The organism is Flavobacterium tagetis (assembly GCF_016735615.1).
GTDB classification, from domain to species: Bacteria; Bacteroidota; Bacteroidia; order Flavobacteriales; family Flavobacteriaceae; genus Flavobacterium; species Flavobacterium tagetis.
Genome location: NZ_JAERSF010000004.1, coordinates 175,850 through 189,678 on the forward strand (window position 1 = coordinate 175,850; position 13,829 = coordinate 189,678).

The 13,829-nt window shown below is 33.7% G+C and carries 14 protein-coding genes; 6 read left to right on the forward strand and 8 right to left on the reverse strand.

What is annotated here, in order from left to right; all coding sequences use genetic code 11:
• Positions 1 to 855 carry a glycoside hydrolase family 25 protein gene (locus tag JI750_RS18565; RefSeq protein WP_202005753.1) on the forward strand — a complete coding sequence of 285 codons (855 nt, stop codon included), beginning with the start codon at positions 1 to 3 and terminating at the stop codon, positions 853 to 855.
• A gap of 29 nt (positions 856 to 884) precedes the next feature.
• On the opposite strand, the gene JI750_RS18570 is transcribed toward JI750_RS18565, so the two are convergent.
• The 5 genes from JI750_RS18570 to JI750_RS18590 form a co-directional block, all read right to left on the reverse strand.
• A complete protein-coding gene (locus tag JI750_RS18570) occupies positions 885 to 1,106 on the reverse strand; it encodes a DUF5808 domain-containing protein (protein ID WP_202005755.1) in 222 nt (73 codons plus the stop codon).
• Positions 1,107 to 1,185: 79 nt separating this feature from the next.
• Positions 1,186 to 1,926 carry an LPS export ABC transporter ATP-binding protein gene (gene lptB / locus JI750_RS18575; RefSeq protein WP_202005757.1) on the reverse strand — a complete coding sequence of 247 codons (741 nt, stop codon included), beginning with the start codon at positions 1,924 to 1,926 and terminating at the stop codon, positions 1,186 to 1,188.
• Positions 1,927 to 2,084: 158 nt separating this feature from the next.
• Positions 2,085 to 2,435 carry a carboxymuconolactone decarboxylase family protein gene (locus JI750_RS18580; RefSeq protein WP_111379891.1) on the reverse strand — a complete coding sequence of 117 codons (351 nt, stop codon included), beginning with the start codon at positions 2,433 to 2,435 and terminating at the stop codon, positions 2,085 to 2,087.
• Positions 2,428 to 3,246: a twin-arginine translocase subunit TatC gene (gene tatC, locus JI750_RS18585; RefSeq protein WP_202005759.1), complete on the reverse strand. Its 819-nt coding sequence runs from the start codon at positions 3,244 to 3,246 to the stop codon at positions 2,428 to 2,430. The genes JI750_RS18580 and tatC overlap by 8 nt, the downstream gene beginning before the upstream one ends.
• On the reverse strand, positions 3,246 to 4,211 hold the full coding sequence (locus JI750_RS18590; protein ID WP_202005761.1) for a KpsF/GutQ family sugar-phosphate isomerase: 966 nt from the start codon (positions 4,209 to 4,211) through the stop codon (positions 3,246 to 3,248). The genes tatC and JI750_RS18590 overlap by 1 nt, the downstream gene beginning before the upstream one ends.
• 86 nt (positions 4,212 to 4,297) lie before the next feature.
• Between JI750_RS18590 and recQ the strand changes: the two genes are divergently transcribed.
• Positions 4,298 to 6,493, forward strand: a complete 2,196-nt coding sequence (gene recQ, locus JI750_RS18595; RefSeq protein ID WP_202005763.1) for a DNA helicase RecQ — start codon at positions 4,298 to 4,300, stop codon at positions 6,491 to 6,493.
• 158 nt (positions 6,494 to 6,651) lie between these two features.
• Here recQ and JI750_RS18600 read toward each other — a convergent pair whose 3' ends face one another.
• Positions 6,652 to 6,891: a hypothetical protein gene (locus tag JI750_RS18600; protein ID WP_160782761.1), complete on the reverse strand. Its 240-nt coding sequence runs from the start codon at positions 6,889 to 6,891 to the stop codon at positions 6,652 to 6,654.
• A 244-nt stretch (positions 6,892 to 7,135) separates the two neighbouring features.
• Here JI750_RS18600 and JI750_RS18605 point away from each other — a divergent pair, with 244 nt between their 5' ends.
• From JI750_RS18605 to JI750_RS18620, 4 genes are all read left to right on the forward strand, one after another.
• Positions 7,136 to 7,561, forward strand: coding sequence for a hypothetical protein (locus JI750_RS18605; RefSeq protein WP_202005765.1), 426 nt, complete (start codon positions 7,136 to 7,138; stop codon positions 7,559 to 7,561).
• A gap of 25 nt (positions 7,562 to 7,586) precedes the next feature.
• The gene (locus JI750_RS18610; protein WP_202005767.1) at positions 7,587 to 9,146 is read left to right on the forward strand and encodes an NAD(P)/FAD-dependent oxidoreductase; all 1,560 of its coding nucleotides are present in this window, start codon (positions 7,587 to 7,589) and stop codon (positions 9,144 to 9,146) included.
• Between the two features lie 75 nt (positions 9,147 to 9,221).
• Positions 9,222 to 9,923, forward strand: coding sequence for an SMI1/KNR4 family protein (locus JI750_RS18615; RefSeq protein ID WP_202005769.1), 702 nt, complete (start codon positions 9,222 to 9,224; stop codon positions 9,921 to 9,923).
• A 23-nt stretch (positions 9,924 to 9,946) separates the two neighbouring features.
• Positions 9,947 to 11,032, forward strand: a complete 1,086-nt coding sequence (locus JI750_RS18620) for a DUF6630 family protein (protein ID WP_202005771.1) — start codon at positions 9,947 to 9,949, stop codon at positions 11,030 to 11,032.
• Positions 11,033 to 11,118: 86 nt separating this feature from the next.
• On the opposite strand, the gene JI750_RS18625 is transcribed toward JI750_RS18620, so the two are convergent.
• A complete protein-coding gene (locus JI750_RS18625) occupies positions 11,119 to 12,078 on the reverse strand; it encodes a quinone oxidoreductase family protein (protein ID WP_202005773.1) in 960 nt (319 codons plus the stop codon).
• Positions 12,079 to 12,251: 173 nt separating this feature from the next.
• Positions 12,252 to 13,664 (reverse strand): aminopeptidase P N-terminal domain-containing protein, encoded by a 1,413-nt coding sequence (locus tag JI750_RS18630; RefSeq protein WP_202005775.1) that lies wholly within the window; start codon positions 13,662 to 13,664, stop codon positions 12,252 to 12,254.
• Positions 13,665 to 13,829: the final 165 nt, after the last annotated feature.

The following is a 13,829-nucleotide window of genomic DNA, read 5'->3' on the forward strand; positions in this document are numbered from 1 at the left end:
ATGGCAAGAAAAACGACTTATCGTAAAACATATTCAAGAAAACCAGCTGGAAAATCTTTTCTGAGCAGACTTTTTCGAGGACTTTTATTGATTTTTTTCGGACTTTTATTCATTGCAGTAATCTATCATTATCGCAAAGGACTTGCTTATTATTTAGGTTTTAAAACAGAAAAAGTTTTAGATGAAGATGAGGTAGACAAACATCTTTCGGATGTACGAAATATTCGAGTTCTAGAAAATCATAAAGGAAAAGTAATTGGAATTGACGTTTCTGAATTTCAAGGAAAAGTAGATTGGGAAGAAGTTGAAATCTTAGACGAAAAATATCCTGTACAATTTGTTTTTATTCGTGCAACAGCAGGAAATGATCGTGTAGACAGGCAGTTTAAAAGAAATTGGGAAGGTGCAAAAGAGAATAAAATTATGCGTGGTGCTTATCACTATTATCGTCCAAATGAAAATTCTATCGAACAGGCAGATCTTTTTATTAAAACGGTAAAATTGCAGAAAGGAGATCTTCCGCCTGTTTTAGATATTGAAAAATTACCTAAAAACCAGCCTTTAGATAGTTTAAAAAAAGGATTAAAACGTTGGTTGAATAAAGTCGAAAAACATTATCAAGTTCGCCCAATAATTTATTCAGGAGAAAGATATTATTCGGATTTTTTAAAAGAAGAATTCGGAGATTATTTGTTCTGGATTGCCAATTATAATTTCTACCGAGAAAAAATCGAAGATGATTGGCTGTTTTGGCAGTTTACGGAAAAAGCTTCTCTGCCAGGAATCAAACACCGTGTTGATGTTAATATTTACAACGGTGATTTAGAGCAATTGCATTTTATTACTGTTGAATAAAAGTCTGCAGTGTTCAGTTTCTGCTGAAATTATTTCAATAAAACTAAAATAACAATTATTACAAAAGGCAAAAGAAGCATTACGGAATACGGATTGGCAAAATTTATTGTATAACCCATCCATTGAATCTTTTTAGGAGGAAGTAATCTTTTGTCTTTTGGGTTATAATAAAAGCTATTGAAGAAATGCCAGTTCTTTGGGTCTTTGTGCCAATTATCGTAATCTTCCTGATTTGGTTTTTCTGATTTCATTTGTAACTTTTTTTAAGAATCTTAGATTAAAAAAAATGGTAAAAAGAAATTTACTTTTTACCATTGATATATAACTTTCTTAAAATTCAAGTTTCTTTTTACGAAGCTCGAAGTTTTGTCCCAGATATACTCTACGAACCATTTCGTCTTCTACTAGCTCTTCTGGAACACCTGCTTTAAGAATTCCTCCTTCAAACATTAAGTATGTTTTGTCAGTAATCGCTAAAGTTTCTTGAACGTTGTGGTCGGTAATTAAGATTCCGATGTTTTTGTTTTTTAATTGCGCTACAATTCGCTGAATATCTTCTACCGCAACAGGGTCAACTCCTGCAAAAGGCTCATCCAATAAAATAAATTTTGGATCGGTAGCCAATGCTCGAGCAATTTCTGTACGACGACGCTCACCTCCAGAAAGTAAATCGCCTCGGTTGGTGCGAATATGCTCTAAACTGAATTCTTCAATTAGACTTTCCATTTTAGCAATTTGAGCTTCTTTAGAAAGATTTGTTAATTGTAAAACACTCAAGATATTGTCTTCAATACTTAATTTTCTAAAAACAGAAGCTTCTTGTGCCAAATAACCAATTCCCTGCTGAGCACGTTTGTACATCGGATAGTCGGTAATATTTAAATCATCAAGAAAAATATTTCCTTGATTTGGTTTTACCAATCCTACAATCATATAAAAAGACGTTGTTTTTCCAGCTCCATTTGGTCCCAAAAGTCCCACGATTTCTCCTTGATTTACTTCAACAGAAATTCCTTTTACAACGCTTCGTCCTTTATAGGTTTTGATTAAATTATCGGCTCTTAGCTTCATTTTTTTATTAGATAATATCTTAATTAGATAATGTGTCAATTTGATAATGAGATAATTATTATCTCTGTTGGCAAAATAAGATAAAATAAATTAATCAATTAAACGAATTAACATATCGTATGAAAATTATCCAATTGACTAATTATCTCATTCTCTAATTATTTGCCTTGCTCTTCAAGCGCTTCCCAGAATTCGTAAGCTCTTCTTAAATGAGGAACTACAATTGTTCCTCCAACAAGAGTAGCAATTCCCATTGCTTCCATCATTTCTTCTTTAGAAACTCCTTCTTTATAGCTAGTTTCTAAATGATATTTTACACAGTCGTCACATCTTAAAACTGCTGATGCTACCAAGCCTAAAAGCTCTTTTGTTTTTACATCTAGAGCGCCTTCTGCATATGCATTGGTGTCAAGATTAAAAATTCGCTTTACAATTTTGTTGTTGTCAGCAAGCAGTTTTTCGTTCATTTTAGAACGATAGTCGTTAAATTCTTGAACTATATCAGACATTTTCTTCTTTTAATTTATTTTTATAAACAATCTTCGAAATTAGAATACTAACCTCGTAAATAAGCAACATCGGAATTGCAACAATGGTCTGGCTCACAACATCTGGTGGTGTTACAATTGCAGCAATAATTAAAATAATTACGACGGCATATTTCCAATATTTTCTTAAGAATTCAGGAGTTACTAATCCTAATTTTGTTAAGAAATAAATAGCAATTGGAAGTTCAAAAAAGATCGCGCTTCCAAGAATACTCGTTTTAACCATTCCCATATAAGATTCTAGTGTGAATTGGTTTTTTACCACATCACTGATAGAGAAAGTAGCAACGAAGTTTACCGACATCGGAATTACAACAAAATACCCGAACAATACTCCTAGAAAGAAAAGCAATGAAGAAACAAAGATGAATAGTTTCGCATTTTTTCTTTCTTTCTCATAAAGCGCAGGACTGATAAATTTCCAGATTTCCCATAAAATGTAAGGAAAACTCAAGATGAATCCTGCCAAAAGACACATCCAGACAAAAATATTTACCTGGCCTTCCATTTCAGTATTTTGAATAATGAAATTCAGCTCTGTAATACAGATACTGTCTGCAAATCCTAATGAGTGAGATAAGTCGCAAAACCAAACATACGTAAAGAATGTTGGTCTAATCGGACCTAAAATAATTTGATCAAATAAATAATCACTAATAAAATAAGTTACAATTGCCATTATGATTGTTGCAAGTGTACTTCTAACCAATAACCATCTTAGTTCTTCAAGATGATCTAAAAATGACATTTCGCCAAGATTTTTCTTTGCCATTATACGATTCCTTCTTTTAAAATGTCATGTAAATGTAAAACTCCTTTATATTCTCCGTTATCCGCAACGATCAATTGTGTAATCGAAAAGTCTTCTAAAATGTTTAAAGCATCGACTGCCATAGTTTCAGACGAAACTACTTTTGGATTTTTAGACATAATATCCTTTGCAGTTAAGTCCGCAATACTATCTACGTCGTTTAGCATTCTTCGGATGTCTCCATCTGTAATAATTCCGATAATTTTATTGTCTTCAATCACTGCCGTAACGCCTAATCTTTTTTCAGAGATTTCAAAAATCGCTTTTTTGATTGAAGTGTCGGGAGTGACAGCTGGTTTTAATGAATGCTCGATCATGTCTTTTACACGAAGTAATAATTTTTTTCCTAAAGCGCCTCCTGGATGATAAACCGCAAAATCTTCTGGTTTAAAATCACGCATTTCCATTAAGCAAACTGCTAAGGCGTCACCCATTACAAGTTGTGCAGTCGTACTATTTGTCGGAGCTAAATTGATAGGGCAGGCTTCTGTGTCAACAGTTGTATTTAAAACTAAATCAGAGCCTTTTGCCAAAAATGAAGTTGTGTTTCCTGTAATGGCAATCAAAGTATTTCCGAATCTTTTCAATAAAGGAACAAGCACTTTAATTTCTGGACTATTTCCGCTTTTAGAAATGCAGATAATGACATCATCATTTTGTATCATTCCTAAATCACCATGAATGGCTTCTGCTGCATGCAAAAACATAGAAGGAGTTCCAGTTGAGTTAAAAGTAGCTACCATTTTTTGAGCAATGATCGCGCTTTTTCCAATTCCTGTAACGATTAGACGGCCTTTAGATTCGTATATGCGTTGGACAGCTTCGTAAAAATTTTCGTCCAAAAAATCAATTAGTTTTGTAATTGCTTCACTTTCAGAGAGTATTGTTTTCTTGGCGATCGCCAATATATTTTCTTTTGTGATCAAAACAGAATATTTAAAATTTGTATGTATAAAAGAAAGTTGTATCTTTATGTGTTGCAAATTTATACAAAATACCATTAATATAGAGAATGAATTCAAATGAAATTGAAATACATAAAGAATTAAAGAAGTATTTCGGCTTTAGCCAATTTAAAGGCTTGCAGGAGCAAGTCATTACGAGCATTTTAGACGAGAAAAATACGTTCGTAATAATGCCGACCGGTGGAGGAAAGTCTCTTTGCTACCAATTACCGGCTTTAATTCAAGAAGGAACAGCAATTGTTGTTTCTCCTTTAATTGCTTTGATGAAAAATCAGGTTGATGCAATTCGAAGCCTTTCGTCTGAAAATGGAATTGCACATGTATTAAACTCCTCTCTAACCAAAACAGAAATTGCTCAGGTTAAAAAAGATATTACATCTGGATTGACCAAACTTTTGTATGTAGCCCCAGAATCATTAACAAAAGAAGAATATGTAGCTTTTTTACAAAGCGTGCCCATTTCTTTTGTTGCCATTGATGAGGCACACTGTATCTCAGAATGGGGGCATGATTTTAGACCAGAGTATAGAAATCTGCGAAATATAATTAAGCAGCTGGGTAAAGTGCCAATTATTGGTCTTACTGCAACCGCAACACCAAAGGTTCAGGAAGACATTCTGAAAAACCTTGATATGGCCGATGCCAACACTTTTAAAGCATCGTTCAACAGACCGAACTTGTATTATGAAGTTCGTACAAAAACAAAAAGCATCGAATCGGATATTATTCGATTCATAAAACAGCATAAAGGCAAATCTGGAATTATTTACTGTTTAAGCCGTAAAAAAGTAGAATCGATTGCCGAAGTTTTACAAGTAAACGGAATCAGTGCTGTTCCTTATCATGCAGGTTTAGATGCCAAAACGCGTGCAAAACATCAAGATATGTTCTTGATGGAAGACGTCGATGTGGTTGTAGCAACAATTGCATTCGGAATGGGAATTGATAAACCAGACGTTCGTTTTGTAATTCACCACGATATTCCAAAATCTCTTGAAAGTTATTATCAAGAAACGGGTCGTGCAGGACGTGACGGTGGAGAAGGACATTGTTTGGCGTACTACTCTTATAAGGATGTAGAAAAGCTAGAGAAATTTATGTCTGGAAAACCAGTTGCGGAGCAAGAAATTGGTTTTGCACTTTTACAGGAAGTTGTGGCTTATGCCGAAACTTCAATGTCGCGTAGAAAATTCCTTCTTCATTATTTTGGTGAAGAATTTGACAGCGAAACAGGTGAAGGAGCCGATATGGATGACAACGTTCGTAATCCGAAACATAAAGTTGAAGCCAAAGAACAAGTTGTTAAATTGCTTGAAATTGTTCGCGACACTAAGCATATTTACAAATCGAAAGAAATTGTCTTTACTTTAATTGGCCGTATCAATGCGGTTATTAAAGCACATAAAACAGATACTCAGCCTTATTTTGGTTCTGGTTCAGATCACGACGAAAAATATTGGATGGCATTGTTGAGACAGGTTTTGGTAACAGGGCTTTTGTCAAAAGACATTGAAACTTATGGTGTAATAAAAATTACTAAAGAAGGTTTAGATTTTATTAAAAAGCCAGTTTCGTTTATGATGTCTGAAGATCATGAATACACCGAAGCCGATGATGAAACTATTGTAACAGGAGGAAAATCTTCTGGAACTGCCGATGAAGTTTTAACTGGAATGCTTCGTGAGCTTCGTAAAAAAGTGGCTAAGAAATTGGGAGTTCCTCCATTCGTAGTTTTCCAAGATCCTTCAATTGAAGATATGGCTTTAAAATATCCGATAACAATTCAAGAATTATATAATATTCACGGTGTTGGTGAAGGAAAAGCGAAAAAATATGGAAGTGAGTTTGTTGCCTTAATCAGTCGTTATGTTGAGGACAACGATATTATTCGCCCAGACGATTTAGTTGTAAAATCTACAGGAGTAAACTCTGCCAACAAATTATACATCATTCAGAATATTGATAGAAAACTTTCTCTAAATGATATCGCTTCCGCGAAAGGACTTACGATGGATGCATTGATTAAAGAGATGGAGCAGATTGTTTATTCTGGTACAAAGCTGAACATCAAATATTGGTTAGATGATATTTTAGATGACGATCAGCAGGAAGAAATCCACGATTATTTCATGGAATCTGAATCTGATAAAATCGAAGATGCTCTTAAAGAATTTGATGGCGATTACGATATTGATGAACTTCGTTTAATGCGTATTAAGTTTATCAGCGAGGTAGCGAACTAAAAAATAAATTCCAAAGTTTTTAAATTCCAAATTCCAACCCTTTTTGGGAATATTCAAAATAAAAATTCCAAATTCCAAGTTTTTTATAGCATTGGAATTTGGAATTTCATTTTTTAAGTATTTCCGTTTTGGAATTTGGAATTTAAAATATTGGAATTTTATTCAGTATATAATTCCCCACGGTGCGGTTTCAAAGCATCTCTTACTTGAATCATATTTTCGTCAGTCACTACCATAAAAGCTATGGCGTACATTTCGTCTATGATTTTGTATCCTGTAATATTTAGAGGCAATTTTTCTATTGCGATATATTCTTTTAAATGAATTTCGTGGTGTTCAGCGGTTTTAGCTGAAGCAGGTCCGCGGAAATCCCAGATTAGTTTTATTTTTCTAGACATTTTATTAAAGGTGCAAAGGTTCGGAGTAGCAAAGTTACAAAGTCTCTTTTGAAAATTGATTTTTATCTTTTGCTCAATTGTCGGTTCGAGCGGAGTCAAAAACCACCCGTGCATTTTGACTTCGCTTAATGTGACAAAACGGGATTTGGAATTGGATAAAATTTACAATTGATAATTTCTCATTTCAAAGTACTATTTTTGCAGAATATTTTAGATTTCTCAAATCATAAAAAAATAATTATAAATGGAGGATAATTCAGTTTCAGAAGAGTTGTTGTTAAGTGAAGGGGCAAAAGCGCATTTACAGGCAGCAGGAAAATGGGTTTATGTAATATCTAGTATTGGATTGTTAATTGTCACTTTTTTTATTCTTCATTTTCTTTATGATTATATGTCGTTATCTGCTTGGGATGATGTTCCAACTGGTGGAGGAGTCGGTTATGCAATGATTATGTGGTTATTGCCTATTTATGTCTTAACCTTTTTGATAATTTTTTTTCCACTTTATTATTTATATAAATTTTCTTTAAATGTCAAAATAGCATTTAGAGATGATGATTCAGAAGCATTAGAAATTTCGTTTAGATATTTAAAAATGCATTATATAGCTTTAGGAATTGGAATACTGGCATATGTTGTCTTGTATTTTTTAATGTCTAAATTCTTTTAATAATATTAATTACCTTTTTATAAAAATGCCTAAAGAACTTTTACTTCAAGTTACACCCGAAATTGCTGCAAACGAATTATTGCTAAAAGACTATTTGTCTAAGCAGATTAAAGTTTCTGCTCAAGAAATTCAGCACGTTTCAATTTTAAAACGCTCTATTGATGCACGTCAGAAAGCGATTAAAATCAATTTGAAAGTTCTTATTTATTTAAAAGGTGAACCTTTTCAGGAAACTAAACTTGAACTTCCTATATATAAGGATGTGTCCAATGCACAAGAAGTTATTGTTGTTGGAGCAGGCCCGGCTGGACTTTTTGCAGCATTGCAATTAATTGAATTAGGTTTAAAACCAATCGTGCTTGAACGGGGAAAAGATGTTCGTGGTCGTCGACGTGATTTAAAAGCAATCAACCGCGAGCATATTGTAAACGAAGATTCAAATTATTGTTTTGGCGAAGGTGGAGCAGGAACTTATTCGGATGGAAAATTATATACCCGTTCTAAAAAACGTGGTGATGTGACCAGAATTTTAGAACTTTTAGTGGCTTTTGGAGCTTCAGAAGATATTTTGGTAGAAGCACATCCGCATATTGGAACGAATAAACTTCCAAAAATTATTGAAGATATTCGAAATAAAATTAGGGAGTTTGGCGGTCAGGTTTTGTTTGAAACTCGTGTAAGCGATATTTTGGTAAAGAATAATGAAGTTGAAGGAATCGTAACGCAGAACGGAGATAAAATTCATGCCAATAAATTAATTTTGGCAACGGGACATTCGGCTCGTGATATTTTTGAATTATTAGATAAAAAGAAAATTTTAATAGAAGCAAAACCTTTTGCTTTGGGAGTTCGAGCAGAACATTCTCAGGAATTAATCGATAGCATTCAATACAGCTGCGATTTCCGTGGCGAACATTTGCCTCCAGCGCCATATTCTATCGTAAAACAAGTTAACGGCCGCGGAATGTATTCATTCTGTATGTGTCCGGGAGGTGTAATTGCGCCTTGTGCAACTAGCCCGGGAGAAGTAGTTACAAACGGTTGGTCACCATCTAAGCGTGATCAGGCAACGGCGAATTCTGGAATTGTAGTCGAATTGAAATTGGAAGATTTTAAACCTTTCGCGAAATTTGGAGCTTTGGCTGGAATGGAATTTCAAAAAAGCATCGAGCAAAAAGCTTGGCATTTGGCTGGAGAAACTCAAAAAGTTCCAGCTCAAAGAATGATTGATTTCACTAAGAGTAAAGTTTCAGCAGATATTCCAAAAACGTCATATGTGCCAGGAACAACTTCGGTTGAATTGGGACAGGTTTTTCCAGGATTTCTAACTCAGATTATGCGTCAGGGATTTCAGGATTTTGGAAAATCAATGCGAGGTTATTTAACTAATGAAGCTATTTTGCATGCGCCAGAAAGTAGAACTTCATCTCCAGTTAGAATTCCGAGAGATCCAATGACCTTAGAGCATTTGCAAATCAAAGGTTTATACCCTTGTGGAGAAGGTGCAGGTTATGCCGGGGGAATTATTTCTGCAGCAATTGATGGTGAAAAATGTGCCTTGATGATTGCGGAGTCCTTGAAATAATTGACCTCAGGTTTTTTGGTGTAGTAAAAAGATTGTTATCTTAGTGGTTTGATTGTAATAGAATTTGCCCCAAAGATGACAATACAAGAAATAGAGAAAAAATACGGATTCACTTTCCCGCTTTTATACAAAAAATTAGACGCTGACGGCATGTTGGATGTCGGTGAATATGGTCCAAATTGGTACACAGAAGTTTATCCAACCTTAAAAGATAATCCGCCTCTGCTTTTGCATTCTTACGATTTTGAATCGCTGAATTTGAAATCGGTTGCCGAAGAAATAGAAGAGCTTAGAGATCCAGAGGATTATCGAAATATCAACCCAGAATTTAAATTTATTCCGTTTGCTAAAAGTGGCGGAGGTGATCATTATTGTTTCTTTTTAAATGAAGAAAATAATGGTGATGTGCCGATCGTTTTTGTCTGGCATGATTCTAACGAGGTCAATTATCTGGCAAAGAACCTTCAAGATTTTATCTTCAAAGTTTTATTGATCGATATGTCTAAACAAGATGTCTATAATGAACTTACTGATGAGGAATTTAGAAATGATATCGAATCGGTTTTTAAATCGCACAAAAAGTATCTGACCGAACAGCAAAACGAAATTCTATCATCTATTTTAGAACGCGATATCATTGATTATGAAATACATGTTTCGCCCAAAATTGTAGAATCGGCGAGAGGATTACTGACGGATTTTGAATTAGAATCGATTGTCAATGAAGTAATTCCTTTTGATAAAATGAATCAGAGTTTTAAATATTCAAACGATTAAATTTTTAATGTAAAAATATTTCCATGGGCTTTTTCTCCAATTTATTTAATAGAAATAACGATCCGAAATCAATCATTTCTTTTGATGTTATTGATTCAATTTATAGTCATTTACATCATGAATCGAATAGTATAGAATTTAAAGTAAAAGGAATTCATGACACGGTTACAGTAAATTTATATTCTGTTCCTTCGTCATTGGATCATGAAGAGGGAAGGGCAGAAATTAAAAAAGCAGGATTTAATAATGCGTATGAAGTTCTGAACGAACTTTATAAAAAACTGAATATTGGAGGCTTGTCAGAAGAAGCGATGCAAGATGATTTGCAATATGATTTTATTCATATTCAGTTTTATTCGCGACCGAGTGAGGAAATGAAAAAACACTTTACAAGTGTTATTAATAATTTCATGATTTTCTTTTGCTGTACCAATAGTTTAGAAATAAATGATTTTAGAATGTTGTATTCTAGCAGTCATTTTTTTGATTATGTAAAAGGTTTGCTAGATTCAGAATATCTTGATTTTAAGAATCCTCAAAATGAAACTGAGGAAATAGGAGTTAAAGATTTTAAAAAAGTCTTGCAAGCCATCTCTCAGTATTTTAATATCGAAATTCCATCAGATGTTGAGCTTCCGTCTTCAGAGAATCTATTGCTAGATGACAAAGCGGCTGTGGAGGATTTTGAAGAGTTTGTCAAATTGGTTTCGAGAAATAGTATCGAAGAAAATGATGTGAAAAAATATTCAGAGAAGCTTTTTGAAAGTTTCAACGCCGAAACTAAAACGTATTACGAGACTACAGAAGATCATTTTAGTTTTTTCGAAGAAATAAATACTTGGCACAGCGATTGGAAATTTGATCCCGAAGATGCTGAATATTTTATTTCTGAAATGCTTGGCGAAGATTTCAAATTTGATTATCCAGAAGAAACCTATAGTCATGATTTGTTTCCGTACATTCAATCGGAATTAGAAAAATCAAATCTAGAGTTATTGACTTATGAAACCTATGGAGACAGTTATTTGTTTTTTGTGGTAAACAAAGATGAAGTAGAAAGGATTTTAGAACTGTCTGACCGAACTAAAATTGAAGTTACTCAGTTGTAATTGATAGCCACAAATTCACAAATTTATTTAAAAACTTTACGTATAGATTTTAAAAATAAAATTCGTGAATTCGTGGCAAAAAAAAATTAAGGAATCAAAATAATTTTCCCTGTACTTTTTCTGCTTTCTAAGAAATCATGTGCCAATTTTCCTTCAGACAATTTGAAAGATGTTGGTTCTGAAAGTTTAATTTTTCCTTCGGTAATCCAATCGAATAACTGAGTTGCTCTTTTGATTCTTTCTTCTTTAGAATTTAAATAACTCCATAAATCACCACCTGTTAAAGTTTTAGAACCGTCCATAAGCATTCTCGGATCTACAGGTGCTGGATCACCTCCCGCCATTCCGAAGAAAACGACTTGTCCACACTCTTTAGTGACTTCAAAACTTTCCGTTAAAGTGCTTCCGATACTATCATAAACAACATCTACTCCGTTTGGAACAACTTTAAAAACTTGTGATTTCCAATCTTCGTTATAAAGAAAAACATGATCTGTGCCTTGTTCGAAACCAATTTTTGCCTTTTCTGCAGATGAGGTTAAACCAATAACGGTTGCTCCAAGAAGTTTACTAATTTGAGTTAGAATCTGTCCAATTCCGCCAGCAACTGCATGTATTAAAACGGTTTCTCCTTTTTGGGTTTTGTGGCTATCTGTTGCAAGATAATGAGCTGTTAGACCTTGAAGCAAAACAGAAGCTGCGGTTTCAAAAGAAATGTTTTCAGATAACGGAATAATGTGATTTACATTTACGGCAACCAATTCTGCATTGGCAAAAGGTACATCGGCAAAAGCCACACGATCTCCAATTTTATATTCAGGATGATTGTTGGCATCGACCACAATTCCGGCGCCTTCATAACCTGCGATAAAAGGCGGATTTCCTTTTAAATGATAATTTCCTTTTCGGCGATAAACATCTGCAAAATTTAGTCCGATGGCTTTCATCTCGACTAAGATTTCATCTTTTTTTAATTGCGGATTAGGGATTTCTATATATTCTAAAACATCTGATTCTCCAAAAGAAGAAAAGGTAAGTGCTTTCATTTTTGAGTAATTTAAGAATGTAAAGTTCGGGAAAAATCAAAAGAAAAAGCCTCAAAATAATTGAGGCTTTGGTTTATTTTTTATTCGCCACAGATTAAAAAGATTTACACAGATTTTTTTTGTTTTTAATTTAAAAATCTTAATAATCCTTGTAGTCTGTGGCTAAAAACTAATTAGATCTTAGGAAACTTCATATCATTAAAAGTGCTTTTTTGTTTGGCTAAAGCTTCTATATCTTGCCATTTTCTAGGAGAATCTGCAGATAGGTTTTCGTACGAATCTTTAAGCATTAAAATATCATCTTCGATACGAACGCCGATATTCCACCATTTTTTATCGCATTTGCTGTTTGCTGGAATATAAATTCCAGGTTCAACAGTAAGAATCATGTTTTCTTTTATAAGAGTCTGCGGGCCGTTGTAAGTTCCTTTGTCATGAACATCTAAACCAAGAAAGTGTGAACAGCTGTGAGGATAATATAATCTTACATCTTTTGGATCTGTAATAATTCCCAATTTAATCAAACCTTTGGCTATGACGTCTTTTGCGGTTTCGTTTAAAGCCACTAGCGGAGTTCCTTCTTTACAGATTTTAAAAACAGCTTCTTGAGCATCATATACGATTTGGTAAATCGCTTTTTGTTCTTCGGTAAATTTTCCGTTTGCTGGAATTGTTCTCGTAACGTCTGCAGAATAGCCATGATATTCAGAACCAACATCCATTAGTAACAATTGATTGTCAATTTTTGTGGCATTGTTTTCCCAATAGTGTAATATGCATCCATTTGCTCCAGCGCCCACAATTGGGCCATAACCTTCACCTTCAGCACCGTAGTGTTTATGAATGTAAGCGTGAATTCCATCAGCTTCATTTTCGCTCATATCTGGACCTACAGCTTTCATAACTTCGTTGTGTGCAATGCAAGAAAGTTTTACTGTCTTACGCATCAAGACAAGTTCTTCAGGAGTTTTTATTTCACGAAGAGAACTGGTAATTTTGTTGAATAGATTGGTTGAAGTTTCATTTTCTTGTGTAATTCCTGCTTTAGCTTTAAATGATTTTAATAATGCATATAAATTATCAGGATTATTGTTTTCAGCTACATCTGTTGGAATTTTATCATAAATAACTTTATCGAATTTTGCAAAATCAATGGCAAACGCATTAAAATCTTTTCCATTATAAACAGTGGTAAATCCAAGCTTTGATTTTGCGCCTTCAATTCCCAAACGTCTTCCTGTCCACATTTCGTGCGCTGCATTTCTTTCTCTAACAAAAAGGACTTCGTTGTATTTTTCTGATCCTTGTTCTTCTTTAAAAATTAATAATATTGCATTAGGTTCTTTGTATCCTGATAAATAATACATGTCAGGATTTGCATGATAATTATAGTCGATATCTCTAGAAAAAACTCTTTCGGGATAAGAAAAGACAACGGCAACCGAATTGGCAGGCATTAAAGCTCTAAAAGCTTCACGGCGTCCTTGGTGAAATTCTTTTGTGAGATAATCTGTCGGAAGGTTTTCTTGCGAATGAGCAAACGGTATTGTCAATGCAAATACAAACAAAAATAGAAATTGTTTCATTTTTTTGGTTTTTTGTTGATGATTTTGGTTTTTTGATTGACGCAAAGTACAAAAAAAATAACGACACTTGTTTTGTTTTAAACATTTGAGCTATAAAACTTTAAATAATTTGTAGTAACTTAGAGACAAAAAATAATAGTGTATATCAAAAATAAAACTCTAATA